Below are 18,048 nucleotides of genomic sequence, written 5' to 3' on the forward strand. Positions count from 1 at the left end.
GAGGCGGTGGGAGACCCATCGAAAACGATGCCGTCGCGTCCGGGTCAAGCAGTGCCCGCCGTATCCTCGCCGGCATGTACTTCACCGACCGCGGCATCGAGGAGCTCGTCGACCGGCGCGGCGACGAGCAGGTCAGCGTCGAGTGGCTGGCCGACCGGCTCCGCGCCTTCGTCGACGCGAACCCGCAGTTCGAGACGGCCGTCGAGCGGCTGTCGAGCTTTCTGGCCCGGGACGACGCCGACGACGAGTGACCCCGTGACCACAACGACCACAGGGCACGCAGCGACCACTACGTGGGCTGTGTCCGCAAGCGGGACCGGGGCGGGGGTCCGGACCTAGCGTTGCTCCTCGACACGTCCGTCGAAGAGGAGCACCGATGCTCATCGTTCTCGGGTCCGCGATGATCACGGTCTTCATGTACCTGATCCTGTCGAAGCGGCTCGCGCCGACACTGGCGCTGGTCCTCGTCCCGCTGACCTTCGCCCTCGTGGTGACCGGCACCGGCCTGTCCGAACCGGGTGAGGACGGCGTCGTCGACTCGATCTCGTCCGCCTTCAAGGACTTCGCGCCGACGGCCGTGCTGCTGTTCTTCGCGATCATCTTCTTCGGCACGATGATCGACGTCGGGCTGTTCGACCCGCTGATCCGCTTCGTGCTGCGCACGGTGAAGAACGACCCGGTGCGCCTGGTCGTGCTGACCGCGGTGCTGGCCGGGGTCGTCTCCCTCGACGGCGACGGCTCGACCACCTTCATCATCACGGTGTCCGCGCTGCTGCCGATCTACCTGCGGCTCGGGCTGAGCCCGGTGGTGCTGACCGTCGTCGCCAACCTCGCCAACGGCGTGCTCAACATCCTGCCCTGGGGCGGCCCGACGATCCGCGCCGCGACGGTGCTGAACGTGTCCCCCTCGGAGCTGTTCAACCCGATGGTCCCGGGCATGGTGGCCGGCATCGCCACGGTGCTGCTGCTGGCCTGGCAGCTCGGTCGTTCCGAGCGCAAGCGGCTGCTCGCCTCGGGCCGCACACTGTCGGTCGTCGCCGACGAGATGGTGGCGGTGCGCGAGCCCGCCCTGGTCGGCGGGGGCACCGGCACCGACGGCACGCACGGTGCCGACCGCCCGGCGTCGGGCTCCGCCGGTGGCGCCTCCGACGTCTCCGACGATCTCGGGGGCACCCTCGACCCGAACCGCCCGACCCTGCGGCCGAAGCTGATCTGGTTCAACCTGGGGCTCACCGTCGCGCTGCTGGTGCTGCTGGGCATGGACGTCCTCCCGCTGTCGCTGGTGTTCGTCGCGGCCGCCGCGATCGCCCTGGTCGTGAACTTCCCGAAGCCCGAGGACCAGCTCCGGGCGGTGACCTCGCACGCCACCTCGATCGTCGGCGTCGTGTCCATGGTGTTCGCCGCCGCGGTCCTGGTCGGGGTGCTGTCGGGCACCGGCATGGTGACGGCGATGGCGAACGGGATCGTCTCGGCCGTGCCGCCGTCGGTCGGCTCCTGGTTCGCGGTGATCACCGGGGTGCTGAGCATGCCGCTGACGTTCTTCATCACCAACGACGCGTTCTACTTCGGCATCCTGCCGATCCTCACCGAGGCCGCGGGCCACTACGGCATCGCCCCGGTGGAGATGGCCCGCGCCTCGATCATCGGCCAGCCGGTGCACATGACCAGCCCGCTGGTCCCGGCGCTGCTGCTGCTCGTCTCGCTGGCGAAGGTCAACCTGGCCGACCACCACCGCAAGGTGATCTGGCGGGCCGCGGTCTGCTCGCTGGTGATGCTGGGGGTCGCGCTGCTGCTGGGCGTCGTCCCGCTGGGCTGACCGCCCGGTGCGGCGCGGGCCCGATGCGGGGCGCGGGACGGGGTCAGTCGTCGTCGCGGCGCAGGCGGAACAGCCGCCGGTCGCCCGAGGAGCGCAGCTCGCGCAGAGCCTCGTCGGCGGCCTCCTCCAGCGCGGCGTGCTCGTCCGGGTCGGCCCGCAGGTCGGGTCGTGGCCGGGGCCGCCCCGGCTCCTCGGCCGCCCACATCAGCTGCAACGCGGCCTCCCAGCGCAGCTCGAACATGCCGCGGGCCAGGGTGAGCCGGTCCGCGGCCTCGCGCAGCTCCCGCTCGGTGCCACGCAGCTCGCGGCGCAGCTCCTCGGCCCGCCGGGCGTCGTGTTCCCGCAGGTCGACGACGGCGCCGGCCAGCTCGGACACCACCGCCCGGTAACGCTCCACCGCACTCACGCCCCACCTCCGGCGAGAGTCCCCGAGCCGCCGCCACCCGCGGGGGTGCCCGAGCCACCGCGTCCGGCGAGGGTGTCCGAGCTGCCGCCACCGGAGAAGGTGTCCGAGCCGCCACCCCCGGCGTCGGTCAGGATGACCAGCTGCGGGCGTCCGTGCCGGGAGCGGTCGAGGAACAGCGCGCGCCCCGGCGTCGGCGTCCAGTCGAGCGGCTGACCGCCCAGCAGCGCCACCAGGTCGGTGCCCTGCACGCCGGTCGCCACCCAGGCACCCAGGTCGTCGATCGCCGCACCCGGCGGGGCCAGCAGCATCTTCAACCGTTGCGCGCCCTGCCACCAGCCCAGCACGTGCACCCCGACACCCGGGCCGTGACGCAGCAGCGCCCGCAGGTCCTCGGTGCCGGCGCGGTCCAGCATCGACTCCGCGGCATCGGCGCCGAACACCACGACCAGCAGGGGTGCATGCCCTCCGCCGCCCGTCGCCGCCCGGGCGCGGACCGTCGCGGCCAGCTCGGCCACGCGCGCGGCGAACCCGTCGGCGGACACCTTCTCCACCGTGCCGGGCAGATCCGGGGCGAGCGCGCCCGAGGCGGCCACCGCGTCCGGGACCAGCGGCACGAGCACGATCTGCGCGCCGGCCGGGTCGGGCAGCGACGACGTCACCGAGCGGACGGCCGAGCACAGCAGCGGGACGGCGACGCGGGCATCGGGCCCGATCACCCCGAGGTTGCGACCGGGACCGTCGGACAGCTCGGCGGCCGCGGGGCTGCCGTGCACGTCGACGAACTGCCCGACCAGCGCGCGGGGCACACCGTCGGCGGGCAGCCGGGCGGCCAGCGCGTCGTACCCGGGGGCGCGGGCACCGTCGAAGACGACCGGCTCCGGGGTGTCCGGGAAGTCGGCGAACGCGGTCACCTGGACGTCGCGGACCACCGGACCGCCCGCCTCGGGCAGCCGGACCACCCGGTTGCCGTGCGCGACGCCCGAGTCGTGGTTGACGATCGCGTGCCAGCGCGGGAGCGCCAGCGCCGCCTCGTTGTCCTGGGCGAGGATCCGCCGCGCGCGGGGCAGCGCGATCCGCAGCACGAACTGCTCGAAGATCGCCGAACGGCCCCACAGCGCGTCGATGCCGGAGACGTCCTGGCTGGCCAGCACCAGGTGCACGCCCTGCGAGCGGCCGCGCCGGGCGACGTCCTCCAGCAGCGCGGTCGCCTCGGCGCTGACCGCGTCCCGGCCGGTGAACAGGAACTGGAACTCGTCGATGACCGCGACGATCCGCGGCAGCCGCAGGTCCGGACGCTCGGCCCGCAGCTCGGCCAGCTTGGTCGCGCCGTGCCGGCGGGCGGCCTCGGCGCGGCTGCGCATGACCTCGGAGAGGTGGCGCAGCAGCGCGAGCCCGAACTCCCGGTCGGTGTTGATGTTGACGCCGATCAGGCGGGCCTGCGGGAGCCGGTCGGCGCGGTGCCCGTCGGGGTCCGGGGCGAACGGGGTGAACGACACCCCCTCCTTGAAGTCGAGCAGGTACAGCTCGACCTCGTCGGGGCCGTAGTGCGCGGCGAGGCCGGCGATCCAGGCCAGCAGCAGGTTCGTCTTGCCCGACCCGCTCGGCCCGCCGACGAGTGCGTGCGGGGAGTGGTCGTCGAGGCTCAGCTCGGCGGGGATGCCGTCCTCGTGCCCGACGACGACCTTCAGCCCGTCGTGCGAGCGGCCCTCGCCACGCCGCCGGGGCAGCATGTCCTTGAACGCGCCCAGCCGTCCGCGCCACTGCTCGTGCCCGGCGGCGATCGCCTCGCACACCGCGGTGACGTCGTCGGCCGGTACCGGAGGGTCCGGCTCGACGAGCACGTGCGGCCCGGTCACCGACGTCCGCACCGGGACCGGCTGCCGGTCGTCGGCGGGGTCGACGCCCGGCGGGTCCCCGAAGTCGACGGTCTCCACCGGACGCGGCAGCGCCGCCGGGACGTCGAGCAGCACCAGCTGCACCCCCGCCGCGACACCGCCGCGCGCGACCCGCTGCAGCTGACGCAGCTCGGCCTCGGGCAGCTCGCGGCCGTTGCCGACGAGCACCGCCACCAGCCACGCCTCGGGGCGCTCCCCCATGCGGTCGGCGAGCTCGCGCAGCGAGGTGGCGCCGTCGGCGAGCACCCGGGTCTGCACCCGGCGGATCCGGTCGGCGAGCTGGTCCAGCAGCCGCCCCAGCCGGGTCGGGTCGTGCACGGTCAGCAGCCCGGTGCGGGTCAGCGGGTACAGCCCGGGCAGCGCGCCGGCGAGCTGGCCGACGTCCCAGACGTGCACGTTCACCGCGCCGGGCCGGAAGTACCGCACGGTGCGCAGGACCAGCTGCTCGACCATCGCCTCGGCCCGGTCGCGGGAGCGCGGCGTCGACACCACCTGCAGGTGCGCGCCGTCGAGCAGCGGGACCGCGACCCGGAACGGGGCGCCACCCTCCACCGAGCCGGTGCCGAGCACCCACATCTCCGGCACCGGACCGGTCGGCTCCACAGCACCCGCGACCGGCTTCCAGTCGGTCGGGTCGTCACCGGCGGCACCCGGGGTGGCGTCGGCGACGATCTCCGACAGCGTCTGCGGGGAGTCGCCCTGCCAGCGGTCGAACACGTGCGCCCGGTCCTCGGCGACCCGGGTGAGGACGCCGTCGAGCCGCGGGTTGTCGAACAACCGGGAGAGCCCCGGGTCGCGGCGCGCGGCGTCGTACCCGGTCTCGCGCAGCCACAGCTCCGCCATGACCTCGGCGTGCCGGGTCGCGGCCCGGTCGCGGCGCCCCTCCGCCGCGCCCAGTGCCCGCGACGCCGCCCGGTGGAACCCGTCGAAGGCGGACCGGATCCGCTCGCGGCGGTTCGGACGACGGGCCATCAGGGGCGGGCGGGCGCGGTCAGAGCCGCGAGGCGACGTCGTCGGCGGACTGCATGGCGATGTGCAGGGCCTGCTCGACCTCGTCGATCTTCTCCGACGCGGCGGCGAAGCGGGCGCGGGCGTCGTCGGCGTCGTTCTGGGCGGTGCCGTAGATGTTCTGCGAGAACGCGGCGCCGGCCTCCTCGATGGCCTGGCGGGCGTGCCTCAGTGCGCCGAGGCTCTCGGTGGCCTGCTGGTTGGCCCGCCCGATCCCGGCCCGGATCTCGTCGATGTTCGCCATGCCCACCCTCCGTGCGTGCGCGTGCGACGACCGTGACCCGGCCGACGCCGCGGCCAATCTATCGGCCGGTCCCGGTACCCGTTCATGGTGCGCCGCACCTGCGGCCGCTGCAACGCCGGGTGCGCCGGCCACCCCACCCCGGCCCGCGTTCGGGGGGTCCGGTTCGTCCGTTCGTGACCCTCTCGCGCTGGAACCCCCCGGCGCGCTCGCCTAGCGTGCACGGCACACCACCCACGACGCCGTGATCGGAGACTGTGACGATGGCCTCCCCCGCTCCGCAGACGGACTTCCTGGAACCGCCCACCGGTGCACGGAAGATCCGCTCGATCGGGCCGGGGCTGCTCGCCGCGGCGACCGGCGTCGGGGCGGGAGACCTCGTCGCGACGATGGTGGCGGGAGCGTCGTTCGGGACGGTGCTGCTGTGGGCCGCCGTCGTCGGGACGCTGGTCAAGCTCGCGCTCGGCGAGGCCGTCGGCCGCTGGCACCTCGGTTCCGGGGCCACCATGCTCGACGGCTGGCGGCGGCTGGGCTACTGGGCCACCGGCTTCTTCGGCGTCTACATCGTGGTGTGGGGCTTCGTCTACGGCGCCACCGCGATGTCGGCGGTCGGGCTGCCCCTCAACGCGCTGTTCGGCGGACTGCCGGTCGGCGGGTGGGCGGCGATCGCGGGCGTCGTCGGGCTGGTGCTGGTGTGGGTGCAGCGCTACCACGCCTTCGAGAAGTTCATGACGGTGCTCGTGCTGATCAAGTTCGCGACGGTCGTGTTCGTCGCGATCCTGGTCGGCCCGGACGTGCCCGCCCTGCTGAACGGCCTGGTGCCGCGGCTGCCGGAGGGGTCAACGGTCTACGTGCTCGGGCTGATCGGCGGCGTCGGCGGCACGATCACCATGGCCGCCTACGGCTACTGGCTGTTCGCGAAGGGCTGGAAGGGCCCGAAGTGGCTGTCGATGATGCGGCTCGACAACGCGACCGGCTACATCATGACCGGCATCTTCGTCGTCTCGATGCTCGTCGTCGGGTCGACGATCCTGCTCGGGGAGAACCTCACCGAGTCCGACAGTGGCCTGCTCACCCTCGCCGACCGGCTCGGTGCCCTCTACGGCGACCCGGTGCGGATCCTGTTCCTCGTCGGCTTCCTGTCGGTCACCTTCACCTCGCTGCTCGGCGTGTGGAACGGCGTGTCGCTGCTGTTCACCGACTGGGTGCGGGCGATCCGGCTCCCGCACGGCAAGAAGGCCGCGATCGGGCCGGACGAGGTCAACGCCGTCGTGCCCGGCGAGGAGGCGACCGCCGAGCGCGGCGACGGCCCCGGGCGGCCGGGCGCCTACGAGGCGGCCCGCGCCGAGCGCTCGCTGCCCTTCCGCGGCTACCTGCTGTGGCTGACGTTCCCGCCGATGGCGCTGCTGCTCATCGGGCGGCCGTTCGCGCTGACGCTGGTCTACGGCGTGCTGGGCTCGTTCTTCATGCCGTTCCTGGCGGTCACGCTGCTCCTGCTGCTGAACACGACGATGGTGGCCCGCGAGGCGCGCTCGCGGTGGCTGTCCAACGCGATCCTGGGGATCTCGTCGGTGCTCTTCGCGGTCCTGCTCATCACCGACGTCTACGGCCGCCTCACCTGACCGAGGTCAGGTCACCTCGACGCGGTCGCCGACGCGCAGCGTGCCGGTGTGCTCGACGCGGGCGTAGAGACCCGCGCACGGCAGCACCCCGAAGCCCTCGACCTCCACACGGTTGGCCTCGGCCGGGCCGCGCAGGGCGTGCGGGGCCCGGGGCAGGTCGCCGTGCTCCAGCGTCGGCACGGAACAGCGCGGCGTCGGCAGGGTCGGGACCAGCACGACGTCGCCCAGGGTGAGCCGGCGCCCCAGCCAGTCGTTCTCCACGAACGGCTCGGTGCCCGGCGGCGTCGCGACGACCACGTTGGGCCGGTAACGCAGCGCCTCGACACCGAGCGCGTCCAGCGTCGCGGTGGTGATCAGGTGCACCGGTGAGTGGTCGACGAACCGCCCGCCGGGAGCGCCCTGGGCGATCTCCAGGATCGGCGCGTCGACCTCGGCGTCCAGGCCGTGGGCCAGTACGTCCTCCGGGTCCGGGCGCTCGACGACGGCACCGTCGGCCCGCTGCTGTGCGACGACGACCGGTCGCCCGAGCAGCTCCGCGAGCGGCCCGGCGGCCTGCCCGGCGTCGACGGTGCGGCCGTCGGGCAGGGTGACCCGCACGTCGTCGCCGACGCCCTCGGAGGTGCACGTCAGCAGGCGTCGCCAGTGCCGGGGCTGTTTGGCCGTCGCGACCCGTCCGGTGTCCGGGTCGGTCAGGGCGAGTGCCCGGTCGCCGACGACGCCGTGCACGTCGAGCTCCAGGGCGGCGAGGTCCTCCCCCAGCATCGACTTCACGGGGTAGCGGTGCAGGGATCGGACCTCGCCGACCATCAGAGCAGGCCCTGCGCGGTCAGCCAGTTCTTCGCCACGGTCTCGACCGACGGCTTGTCCGGTGCGGCCGCGGCCTCGTTCAGGCCGAGCAGCTCCTGGGTGGTCAGCTTCGCCGAGACCGCGTTCAGGATCTCGGTGACCTGCGGGGTCGCCTTCGCCTTGTTGATCAGCGGCACGACGTTCTGCGCGGCGAAGTTGTTCTTCGGGTCGGTGAGGACCACGAAGTCGTTCTCCGGGATCGCCGCGTCGGTGGTGAACAGGTCCGCGGCCTGCACGTCGCCGTTCTTCAGTGCCGCGACGGTCAGCGGGCCGCCGGCGTCGAGCGAGCGGTAGGACTTGAACGAGCAGTTGTAGGTCTTCTGGAGGCCGGGGATGCCGTCGGGCCGGGTCTGGAACTCCGGCGGGCCGCCGAACACGAGCTCACCGCAGCGCGGCGCGATGTCGGCGATGGAGGTCGCGTTCAGCCGCTGCGCGGTCTCCCGGGTGACGACGACGGCGTCCTTGTCCTCGGCCTCGGCCCGGTTCAGGACGGTCAGCGTCGGCGCCGCGGTGTTCAGGGTGGACTGCAGCGCGGTGTAGACCTCGTCCGGCTGGGTCTGCGCGGCGCTCTTGTCCAGGTACTGCAGCAGCGTGCCGCTGTAGTCCGGGATGAGGTCGATGGAGCCGTCCTTGAGCGCGGGCACGTAGGCCTCGCGGGACCCGATCGGCGGCCGGGTCTCGACGGTGACGCCCTTGGCCTGCAGCGCCTGGGCGAACACCGAGGACAGGATCTGGCTCTCGGTGAAGTTCGCGGCGCCGACGACGACGGTGTTCTGGTCACCGCTGCCGGACTGCCCGCCCCCGGCGAGGGGGTCGGAGCCCCCGCCGCAGGCGGTCAGCGCGAACGCGGCGGTCACCGTCGCGGCGACGGCGGTCAGGAGGCGGGTGCGTCTCATGGTGGGTGTCCTCTCGGGACGTGCGGGGTGGTTCAGGCCGCTTCGCGGACGGGTTCGGGGCGGGTGGGCACCGCGCGCAGCCGGCGCGGCGCGGTGCGGCCGGTGGCCTGCAGGCCGGGTGACACGATCAGCTTCTGCAGCCCGCCCAGGATCAGGTCGGCGAGGATCGCGAGCACCGCGACCAGGATCGAGCCGCCGATCATCATGCCGAAGTCGCGCTGGCCGAGGCCGTCGATGATGAACCGGCCGAGCCCGCCGAGGGACACGTAGGCGGCGATCGTCGCGGTGGCGATGACCTGCAGGGTGGCGCTGCGCAGCCCGCCGATGATCAGCGGCAGCGCGTTGGGGAGCTCGACCTTCCAGAGCACCTCGGACCCGCGCATGCCCATCCCGGTGGCGGCGTCGACCACCGCCGGGTCGACGTTGCGGATGCCGGCGTAGGTGCCGGCCAGCACCGCCGGCACCGCCAGCACGATGAGGGTGATGATCGGGCCGACCAGGGAGAGCCCGGTGAGCGTCGCCAGCAGCACGAGCAGGCCGAGGGTCGGCAGCGCGCGCAGGCCGTTGGCCAGCCCGACGACGACGAACCCGCCGCGCCCGGTGTGCCCGATCCAGGCGCCCAGCGGCACCGCGATCACGACCGCGACCAGCAGGGTCAGGGCGGTGTAGCCGAGGTGCTCGGCGAGCCGGGCGAGGATGCCGGTCGACCCCGTCCAGTTCGCGCCGTCGAACAGCCAGCCGAAGTAGGTCATGTCCCCGCCTTCCCGGTCCGGGCCCGCTGCCAGGGGGTGAGCAGCCTGCCGGCGAGCAGCAGGGCCGAGTCGACGACGAGGGCCAGCAGCAGCACGAGCACGATGCCCGCGACGATCTGGGCGTCGTTGCTGCGGTTGAAGCCCTCGGTGAACAGCAGGCCGAGCCCACCGAAGCCGATCACCGCACCGACGGTGACCAGGCTGATCGTGGACACCGCGGCGACCCGCAGCCCGGCCACGATCACCGGCACGGCCAGCGGCAGCTCGACGCCGACGAAGCGGCGCAGCGGCGTGTAGCCCATCGCGTTCGCGGCGTCGACGACGTTGCCGGGCACCGCGGACAGCGCGTCGGACACCGTCCGTACGAGCAGCGCGACGGTGTAGACCGTCAGCGCGACGACCACGTTGACCGGGTCGAGGATCTGGGTGCCGAGCAGCGGCGGCATGAACACGAACAGCGCCAGCGACGGCACCGTGTAGAGCAGCCCGGCCGCGTTGGTCATGACGGTGCGCAGGGTTCCGTTGCGGTTGGCGACCCAGCCCAGCGGGATCGCGAACAGCAGCCCGAGCAGCACCGGGATCAGGGCGTACACGACGTGCTCGGCGAGCGCGTCGAGCACGGAGTCGAGGTTGGCAAGCACCCAGGTCACGGCGGCCTCAGGCGGCGTTGTGCGAGTCGCGGGCCGCGGGCAGGGCCTCGAGCACCGAGTCGGCGGTGACCGAGCCGGCGACGCGGCCGTCGGCGTCGACGGCGACGCCCTGCCCGGACGGTGAGGACAGCGCCGCGTCGAGCGCGCCGCGCAGTGAGCCGGACTCGACGGCGTAGAGCGATCCGCCCGGGACGAGGGCCTCCTCGGTCACCCGTCCCGCACCGGCCTCGACCCAGCCCAGCGGCCGGGCGGACTCGTCGACGACGACCGCCCAGCCGTCGTCGGGGAGGGGATCGCCGACCGAGAGCATCGGCAGCGACCCGAGCGGGATGGTGTCCGAGGACAGGAAGCCCAGGCCCCGGTATCCGCGGTCGCGGCCGACGAAGTTGTCGACGAAGCCGTCGACCGGGCGGGACAGCAGCACGCCCGGCTCGTCGTACTGGGCCAGTCTGCCGCCGACCCGGAACACCGCGACCTTGTCGCCGAGCTTGATGGCCTCGTCGATGTCGTGGGTGACGAACACGATGGTCTTGCCGAGCTCGGACTGCAGGCGCAGCAGCTCCTCCTGCAGGCTCTCCCGGACGATCGGGTCCACCGCGGAGAACGGCTCGTCCATCAGCAGCACGGGCGGGTCGGCGGCGAGCGCACGGGCCACGCCGACGCGCTGCTGCTGGCCGCCGGACAGCTGCGCCGGGTACCGCTTGGCCATCGAGGTGTCGAGGCCGACGATCTCCATCAGCTCCATCGCCCGGTCCCGCGCGGCCTTCTTGCTGCTCCCGACGAGCATCGGCACGGTCGCGATGTTGTCGACGATCGTGCGGTGCGGGAACAGACCGGCCTGCTGGATGACGTAGCCGATGCCCCGGCGCAGCTCGGCCGGGTCGGCGGACAGCACGTCGCGCCCGTCGACGCGGAGCTCGCCGCCGGTCGGCTCGATCATCCTGTTGATCATGCGGAGGGAGGTCGTCTTGCCGCAGCCGGACGGACCCACGAAGACCGTGATCCGCCCCTGCTCGGCGACGAGGTCGAGCTCGTCGACCGCGACCGTCCCGTCCGGGAAGCGCTTCGTGACGCCCCGGAACTCGATCATCGGCGGTTCCCCCTGCCGTCGCGCGGGACCCCTGCTCCCCGCTTGGTCGCAGCACACTAACCCGGTCGTGCGCGACGGGCGAGCGGTCGGCCGCAGGTCACGACACCCCGTCGCGCTTGACCTGCAGCCCGGTTCAGCACCGACGCTGCGGACATGACCCCGACCACCGCCCTGGGCCCGCTCGGCATCGCCACCGGACCCGCTCCCGCCGATGCCGCGGCCCTGGAGGACGCCGGTGCCCGCACCCTGTGGCTCGCCGGGGGCGCGATCGACCGGCTCGACCGGCTGACCGCGCTGCTCGACGGCACCCGGGACGCCGTCGTGGTGCCCGGCATCGTCCCGACCGGGGTGTACCCGGCGGCGGCCGTCGCCGCGGTGCACGCCGACGCGGCCCGCCGTCATCCCGGGCGCTACCTCACCGGGTTGGGGGCGTCCCAGCAACCGGGGGCGCTGGACGCACTGCACCGCCACCTCGACGAGCTCGACGCACTCGGGCTGCCCGCGTCGCAGCGGCTGCTGGCCGCGCTCGGACCACGCAAGCTCGACCTCGCCCGTACCCGCTGCGCCGGGGCGGTGACGCTGCTGGTCACCCCGGAGCACACCGCCCGGGCGCGGGCGGCGCTCGGTACGGGCCGGCTGCTCGCGGTGATGCTGCCGACCGTGCTCGGGACCGACCGGACGGGGCTGCGCGAGCTGGCCGGGTTCCTCCTCGACGTGCCCGGCTACCGCGCCGCCGTCCGCGGGATGGGGTTCACCGACGCCGAGATCGACACCCGCGCCGACCGGCTGCTCGACGCCGTCGCCGCCCGCGGCGACCGCGACGACATCGTCGCGCGGATGGCCGAGCACCGGGCCGCGGGCGCCGACCACGTCGTGCTCAGCCCGGTCGGGGACCCCGGATCCGGTGCCGCGCTGCTGCGCGCGCTCCGGTAGGCGCCCCGGGCCGGCCCGTCCTGCCGTGCGGCCGGTGCGCCGCGGCGCAACAGTGGGGCCATGCCGAAGGAGCCCACGCGTCTGCCGCGTCCCGAGCTGGACCTCGACCCGGACCACCCGCACGTCGCGGACTGGTTCCACTACGCCGACCTGCTCACCGACGCCGAGCGCGCCGACCTGCGCCGGGTGCGGGAGTTCCTGCGGGCCGAGGTCGCCCCGGTCGTGCTGGACGCGTGGGACCGCGCCGAGTTCCCGATGCAGCTGGTGAAGGGCTTCGCCGGGCTGGACCTGGCGGGGGCCGGTTATGCCGACCCTCCTGCGTCGCGGCTGTTCCTCGGGTTCCTGCATGCGGAGATCTCGCGGGTCGACCCGTCGGTCAACAGCTTCTACGGGGTCCACACCGGCCTCGCGATGGGCTCGATCCACGCCGGCGGCACCCCCGAGCAGCGCCGGCGCTGGCTGCCCGCGATGGCCCGGATGGACTCCATCGGCGCGTTCGGGCTGACCGAGCCGCACGGCGGGTCCGACGTGGCCGGTGGCATGGAGACCACCGCCACCCGGGACGGGTCCGGGCCCGACGCGGAGTGGGTCCTCGACGGCGAGAAGCGCTGGATCGGCAACGCCACCTTCGCCGACCTGATCATCGTATGGGCCCGGGACACCGACCCGGACGCCGACGGCGCGGTGCGCGGCTTCGTCGTGCCGTCGCCGTCCGACGGCATGACGATCACGAAGATCGAGGGCAAGCAGTCGCTGCGGATCGTGCAGAACGCCGACATCCTGCTCGACCAGGTCCGGGTGCCGGAGTCGCACCGGCTCTCCGGCGGCTCGGGCACGTTCCGCGACGCCGGGCTGGTCCTGCAGCGCACACGGGCCAACGCCGCCTGGGGTGCGGTCGGGGTGCAGATGGCCGCCTACGAGCTGGCGCTGTCCTACGCCGCGCAGCGCGAGCAGTTCGGCCGCCCGATCGGCGGGTTCCAGCTGATGCAGGACCTGCTGGTGCGGATGCTCGGCAACGTGAGCGCCTCACTGGGCATGGCGGTGCGCAACGCCCAGCTGCTCGACGAGGGCCGGGGGTCGGACGCGCACTCGTCGCTGGTGAAGGAGTTCTGCGCGACCCGGATGCGCGAGACCGTGGCGATGGGCCGCCAGCTCGTCGGCGGCAACGGGGTGGTGCTGGAGAACCGGATCGCGAAGTACTTCGCCGACGCCGAGGCGATGTTCTCCTTCGAGGGCACCCGGGAGATGAACACGCTGATCGTCGGGAAGGCGATCACCGGGCAGAGCGCGTTCGTGCGGTGACGACGGCGGTCGCGCCCGCGCTGGGCGGGCGCGACCGGCTCACCAGAGGTCCGGGGTCCCCTCGGGCGGGGTGGCACTCGTCGCCGGGGTCGGCAGGCCGCCGCCGCGCAGCACGCGGTGCAGGTCGGCGGGGCGCAGCGAGCGGGCGAACAGCCAGCCCTGGAACGCGTCCACACCGAGCCCGCGCAGCACGTGGAACTGCTCGGCGGTCTCGACGCCCTCGGCGACGGTCTTGCGGCCCATCGCCCGGGCGACCTCGACGACGGCGCGGGCGAGCGCGAAGTCGGCCGGGTCGGTGCCGACGCCGGTGACGAAGGCCCGGTCGACCTTGACCGTCTGCGCCGGGAGCTCCTTGAGCCGGGCCAGCGACGAGTAGCCGGTGCCGAAGTCGTCGACGGCGAAGCGGACACCGCGGTGCACGAGCTCGCTCATCGCGTCCAGCGCGGGGCGCGGCAGCGCGACCAGGCTGGTCTCGACGAGCTCGAGCACCAGCTGGTTCCACGGCAGCCCGGCACCCTCGACGATCGCGGTGACGTCGGCCAGGAACGACGGGTCGGCGGGCAGCAGCCCGGCCAGGTTCACCGCGACGGCGACGGCCTGACCGGTCCTGGGCCAGGTCGCGGCCTCGGTGACCGCGGAGCGCAGCACCCACAGGTCCAGCTCGCGCTGCAGGCCGCCGCGCTGGGCGACCGGCAGGAACTCGCCGGGCGAGACCTCCCCGTGCACCGGGTGCGACCAGCGCAGCAGCGCCTCGGCGGACAGCACCGTGCCGTCCGGCGCGACGACCGGCTGGTACTCCAGGCGCAGCGCGTCGCCCTCGATCGCGGCGCGCAGCTCGGCCTCCAGCTCCAGCTGGCGGCGCGCCGGCGCGACGGCGCCGCGGTCGGCGACGGCGACCGTGCCGCGTCCGCGCTGCTTGGCCTCGCGCACCGCGACCTCGGCCGAGCGCAGCAGGTCGTCGCCGCGGGGGCCGCGGGCGTCGGCGTGCGGGCCGGTCAGCGCGGCGTCCCGCCCGGCGACGCCGACCGAGGCGGTCAGCGTGATCGGCCTCCCGGCCACGGTGACCTCCCCACGCAGCAGCTCGGCGACGACGGCGGCGAGCGCCTGCGGTCCGCCGACCTCGTCGACGTCGGCGCAGACCACCGCGAACTCGTCGGCCGACAGCCGCCCGGCCGTGCAGTGGTACGGCAGCTCGCGCTGCAGCCGCCCCGCCAGCTCGATGAGCAGCAGGTCACCGGCGTCGTGGCCGAGGCCGGTGTTGACGCGGGAGAAGTCGTCGACGTCACCGCAGACGACGGCGACCCGGTCGGCGTCCGGACCGGCCAGCAGCCGGTCGGCGAGCTCCAGCAGCCCGGCCCGGTTGGGCAGCCGGGTCAGCGGGTCGACGGTGTCGGCCTCGCGCAGCACGTCGGCGGCGCGGCGGCGCTCCCCCACGTCGGTGACGACGAGCAGCCAGAACGGGCGGCCGTCGTCGGAGGGTGCGGCGTTGACCACGACCTCGCAGTCGACCCGGGTGCCGTCGGCCCGCAGCAGCGGCAGCGACTCGATCCGGTAGGTCGGCTCGGGGTGCGACGGGTCGCGCAGCCAGTCCGGCAACCCCCCGCGCCGGTCGGACCCGGGCTCGGCGGACAGGCTGCGTGCCGGGACCCCGCGCAGGGTCTCCAGATCGGCGTCGAGCAACTGGCACAGCGCCGGGTTGGCGTCGACGATCCGGCCACGCCCGTCGAGCATCGCGACGCCGGTGGTGATCGCGGCGACGAGGTCGGCGAACCGCTGCCCGGAACGCTGCGCGCGGGACTCGGCGCGGCGCCGGTCGGAGACGTCCTGCACGGTCCCGATCAGGCGCAGCGGTGCGCCGCCGGGCGTGCGGTCGATCCGGGTGCGGCACGACAGCACCGCACCGCCCTCGGGGCGGATCTCGGAGCTGTGCGCGGTGGTGGGCTCCGGCGCGGCCTCCGGGCCGCGGCGCAGCATCCGGCAGACCCGCTCGACCTGCTCGCCCTCGATGGGGCCGTCCGGGCCGTCGGGGCGCACGCCCAGCGCGCGGTAGAGCTCGACGAGCCCCTCGCTGCGGGTCAGCGTCCCGGCCTGCAGGTCGAAGGTCCAGGTGCCGGAGCGGGTGGCGCGCTCGAGGTCGAGCGCGGGTGCCTCGTCCGACGGCGCGGGCGCGGCGTCGGGGAACGGGGTGAGCAGCACGACGGTGCGGTCGCCGGGCTGGTTCCAGCGGACGACCTTGACCCGGGCCAGCCGGCGGTCGGCGCGGACCAGGCGGGCGTCGGAGTCCGGGCCGACGAGCAGCTGTGGGAGCCGCATGCCGGTCGGGTCGGCGGAGCCGGCGAGGCGACGGAGCGCGGCGTTGGTGTGGACGACGACGCCCCCGGCGTCGCAGACCAGCGCGGGCGAGGGCGGGAGCTGCACCGCGGAGTGGTCGGCGCCGTCGGCGCCCGTGGATCCGGCGGTCCCCGGACCGGGACCCGCGGCGGTGTCCGACGGGGCCGGACCGGGCGGGCGCGGTGCACCGGGCAGCCGCCGGGCCATGCCGAACGGCGGCTCCCCGAAGCCCGCGCCGGAGATCTCGGCGTCCGGCGCGGCCGCGGCGTTCAGGGCCTCCGCCGGGGCGAGGAGCTGCTCGTCGTCGGGACCGGGCCGGGTGCGACCCGCCGGGGTGCCGCCGGGACCGGCGAAGGCCCGGGCGAGGTCGCCGGCCAGGCCGGGGTCACGATCCCGGTCCCGGCGGACACCCGGTGCCTGCTCCGCGCGTCCACCGGCCGGTTCTCCGACCGATGCACCCGGACGGTGTCCCGCCCGCGACTCCTGCTCCGACACGCCCGCCTCCGTTCCGTTCGGCAGCTCCGTCGGGAACAACGAGCCACCGTGCCGGGCGATCCGGGCGGGTAGACCGATCGAGCCACCCGATACAGCGAGTGATGAGGCCGTTCGGCCCAATGTCGCTACTCCGCCCGTCACTCACGGGTGGTGACAGGTAGTCGTCGGAGGGTGAAGGGTGTGGCGCGCTCGGCGAGCGGTGGCAACCGATCCGACCGTGCGTGGTCGACCGCTCACAGCGCACCGTGCCGTTCGGCGCAGACCCCGATTGCACACGTTTCGTAACCGGGGTTATGGCCGCCCGACGGCCGACGGTCAGACGGGCGTCGCCGCGGCGCGGGCCACCGCCGCGGCGACGGCCGGGGCCACCCGCGGGTCGAACGGGCCCGGCACGATCTTCTGCGGGGACAGCTCGTCGGCCACGACGTCGGCGATGGCCCGCGCGGCCGCGATCTTCATGTCGTCGGTGATGCGGCGGGCGTGCGCGTCGAGGGCCCCGCGGAAGATCCCCGGGAAGGCCAGCACGTTGTTGATCTGGTTCGGGAAGTCGCTGCGGCCGGTCGCGACGATCGCGGCGTGCCGGGCCGCGACCTCCGGGTGCACCTCGGGATCGGGGTTGGACAGCGCGAAGACCATGCCCTCCGGGGCCATCGTGGCCAGCAGCTCCTCGGGCAGCGTGGCGCTGGAGAGCCCGACGAACACGTCCGCACCGGCCAGTGCCTCGGCGACCCCGCCGGTGACCCCGCGCGGGTTGGTGACGGCGGCCAGGGCGGCCTTCTCCCCGCCACGTCCGGCGTCGACGACCCCGCGCGAGTCCAGCAGGACGACGTCCGAGGCGCCCGCGGTCAGCAGGATGCGGGCGCAGGCGATGCCGGCCGCGCCGGCCCCCGAGATCACGATGCGCAGGTCCGACAGCGAGCGGTCCTGCACCCGGCAGGCGCCGTCGACGGCGGCGAGCAGCACGACGGCGGTGCCGTGCTGGTCGTCGTGCATGACCGGGCAGTCCAGCGCCTCGACCAGGCGCCGCTCCAGCTCGAAGCAGCGCGGCGCGGCGACGTCCTCGAGGTTGACCGCACCGAAGGTCGGTCGCAGCCGCACCAGGGTCTCCACGATCTCGTCGACGTCGGTGGTGTCGAGGACCAGCGGGATCGAGTCGAGCCCGGCGAAGGACTTGAACAGCGCCGACTTGCCCTCCATCACCGGCAGCGACGCGCGCGGCCCGATGTCACCGAGGCCGAGCACCGCGGTGCCGTCGCTGACGACGGCGACCAGCCGGTGCGCCCAGGTGTAGCGGGCGGCCAGCGAGGCGTCGTCGGCGATGGCGCGGCAGACGTAGGCGACGCCGGGGGTGTAGGCGATGGACAGGTCGCGCTCGTCGGCCAGCGGCGCGGTCAGGCCGGTGGCGAGCTTGCCGCCCTCGTGCGCGCCGAACACCTCGTGCCGGTCGGGGGCGGAGCGCGTGGTCGGGTCCTGGGCGAGCGTCATGGGAGAACTCCACGGGTGGTGCGGTACGAGAGCGGCGCACGGACGCGCCTGCCGTCGCACCGGGCGTCGCGGGTTGACGTCGACCTGCTCGCGGTGCCGGACGGCCATCCCGCCCGCCACGCCGGGATAGGGGCGCCGCGCCGGGACGAGCTGTCGGATCTGGCGGCGAGTCTAACCGGGCGCGCGCCGGGAACCGGTCACCCGGCACGTCCGGAGTGGCCACCCGCACACCGAGGGGCGTGCGGCGCCGGTCCCCGGCGGTGCACCGGGTCGGCTCAGC

At 74.3% G+C, this 18,048-nt stretch carries 15 protein-coding genes; 5 read left to right on the forward strand and 10 right to left on the reverse strand.

Annotated features, from left to right (window positions below; genetic code table 11):
- Positions 1 to 74 precede the first annotated feature (74 nt).
- Positions 75 to 251, forward strand: coding sequence for a DUF6104 family protein (locus Ae331Ps2_RS31810; RefSeq protein WP_020623156.1), 177 nt, complete (start codon positions 75 to 77; stop codon positions 249 to 251).
- Positions 252 to 376: 125 nt separating this feature from the next.
- Positions 377 to 1,816: a CitMHS family transporter gene (locus Ae331Ps2_RS04930; RefSeq protein WP_075310408.1), complete on the forward strand. Its 1,440-nt coding sequence runs from the start codon at positions 377 to 379 to the stop codon at positions 1,814 to 1,816.
- A 43-nt stretch (positions 1,817 to 1,859) separates the two neighbouring features.
- Here Ae331Ps2_RS04930 and Ae331Ps2_RS30965 read toward each other — a convergent pair whose 3' ends face one another.
- From Ae331Ps2_RS30965 to Ae331Ps2_RS04945, 3 genes are read right to left on the reverse strand one after another with little or no spacing between them, the layout of a single operon-like run.
- A complete protein-coding gene (locus Ae331Ps2_RS30965) occupies positions 1,860 to 2,222 on the reverse strand; it encodes a hypothetical protein (RefSeq protein ID WP_139318938.1) in 363 nt (120 codons plus the stop codon).
- The gene (locus Ae331Ps2_RS04940; RefSeq protein WP_083695258.1) at positions 2,219 to 5,089 is read right to left on the reverse strand and encodes an FtsK/SpoIIIE domain-containing protein; all 2,871 of its coding nucleotides are present in this window, start codon (positions 5,087 to 5,089) and stop codon (positions 2,219 to 2,221) included. Before Ae331Ps2_RS04940 ends, Ae331Ps2_RS30965 begins: the two co-directional genes overlap by 4 nt.
- Before the next feature lie 19 nt (positions 5,090 to 5,108).
- Positions 5,109 to 5,369: a hypothetical protein gene (locus Ae331Ps2_RS04945; protein WP_020623160.1), complete on the reverse strand. Its 261-nt coding sequence runs from the start codon at positions 5,367 to 5,369 to the stop codon at positions 5,109 to 5,111.
- A gap of 260 nt (positions 5,370 to 5,629) precedes the next feature.
- Here Ae331Ps2_RS04945 and Ae331Ps2_RS04950 point away from each other — a divergent pair, with 260 nt between their 5' ends.
- Complete coding sequence (locus Ae331Ps2_RS04950; protein ID WP_075310406.1) at positions 5,630 to 6,988, forward strand: Nramp family divalent metal transporter; 1,359 nt, start codon at positions 5,630 to 5,632, stop codon at positions 6,986 to 6,988.
- 6 nt (positions 6,989 to 6,994) lie between these two features.
- Here Ae331Ps2_RS04950 and Ae331Ps2_RS04955 read toward each other — a convergent pair whose 3' ends face one another.
- Genes Ae331Ps2_RS04955 through Ae331Ps2_RS04975 form a run of 5 tightly spaced genes read right to left on the reverse strand, consistent with a single transcriptional unit; the run spans position 6,995 to position 11,222 of the window.
- Positions 6,995 to 7,795 carry an MOSC domain-containing protein gene (locus tag Ae331Ps2_RS04955; RefSeq protein ID WP_075310404.1) on the reverse strand — a complete coding sequence of 267 codons (801 nt, stop codon included), beginning with the start codon at positions 7,793 to 7,795 and terminating at the stop codon, positions 6,995 to 6,997.
- Positions 7,795 to 8,730 carry an ABC transporter substrate-binding protein gene (locus Ae331Ps2_RS04960; protein ID WP_020623163.1) on the reverse strand — a complete coding sequence of 312 codons (936 nt, stop codon included), beginning with the start codon at positions 8,728 to 8,730 and terminating at the stop codon, positions 7,795 to 7,797. Before Ae331Ps2_RS04960 ends, Ae331Ps2_RS04955 begins: the two co-directional genes overlap by 1 nt.
- Before the next feature lie 32 nt (positions 8,731 to 8,762).
- Positions 8,763 to 9,482, reverse strand: a complete 720-nt coding sequence (locus Ae331Ps2_RS04965) for an ABC transporter permease (protein WP_075310402.1) — start codon at positions 9,480 to 9,482, stop codon at positions 8,763 to 8,765.
- A complete protein-coding gene (locus Ae331Ps2_RS04970; protein ID WP_075310400.1) occupies positions 9,479 to 10,132 on the reverse strand; it encodes an ABC transporter permease in 654 nt (217 codons plus the stop codon). The genes Ae331Ps2_RS04965 and Ae331Ps2_RS04970 overlap by 4 nt, the downstream gene beginning before the upstream one ends.
- 7 nt (positions 10,133 to 10,139) lie before the next feature.
- Positions 10,140 to 11,222 (reverse strand): ABC transporter ATP-binding protein, encoded by a 1,083-nt coding sequence (locus Ae331Ps2_RS04975; protein ID WP_075310398.1) that lies wholly within the window; start codon positions 11,220 to 11,222, stop codon positions 10,140 to 10,142.
- A gap of 153 nt (positions 11,223 to 11,375) precedes the next feature.
- Between Ae331Ps2_RS04975 and Ae331Ps2_RS31815 the strand changes: the two genes are divergently transcribed.
- On the forward strand, positions 11,376 to 12,155 hold the full coding sequence (locus Ae331Ps2_RS31815; RefSeq protein WP_075310396.1) for a hypothetical protein: 780 nt from the start codon (positions 11,376 to 11,378) through the stop codon (positions 12,153 to 12,155).
- A 60-nt stretch (positions 12,156 to 12,215) separates the two neighbouring features.
- The gene (locus Ae331Ps2_RS04985; protein WP_075310394.1) at positions 12,216 to 13,457 is read left to right on the forward strand and encodes an acyl-CoA dehydrogenase family protein; all 1,242 of its coding nucleotides are present in this window, start codon (positions 12,216 to 12,218) and stop codon (positions 13,455 to 13,457) included.
- A 39-nt stretch (positions 13,458 to 13,496) separates the two neighbouring features.
- On the opposite strand, the gene Ae331Ps2_RS04990 is transcribed toward Ae331Ps2_RS04985, so the two are convergent.
- Entirely contained in the window at positions 13,497 to 16,283 is a 2,787-nt protein-coding gene (locus tag Ae331Ps2_RS04990) for a bifunctional diguanylate cyclase/phosphodiesterase (protein WP_139318937.1), read from the reverse strand.
- Between the two features lie 315 nt (positions 16,284 to 16,598).
- Positions 16,599 to 17,768 carry an NADP-dependent malic enzyme gene (locus Ae331Ps2_RS04995; protein ID WP_075310392.1) on the reverse strand — a complete coding sequence of 390 codons (1,170 nt, stop codon included), beginning with the start codon at positions 17,766 to 17,768 and terminating at the stop codon, positions 16,599 to 16,601.
- Positions 17,769 to 18,048 lie beyond the last annotated feature (280 nt).

Origin of the sequence: Pseudonocardia sp. Ae331_Ps2 (assembly GCF_001932405.1) — a bacterium.
Lineage (GTDB): Bacteria > Actinomycetota > Actinomycetes > Mycobacteriales > Pseudonocardiaceae > Pseudonocardia.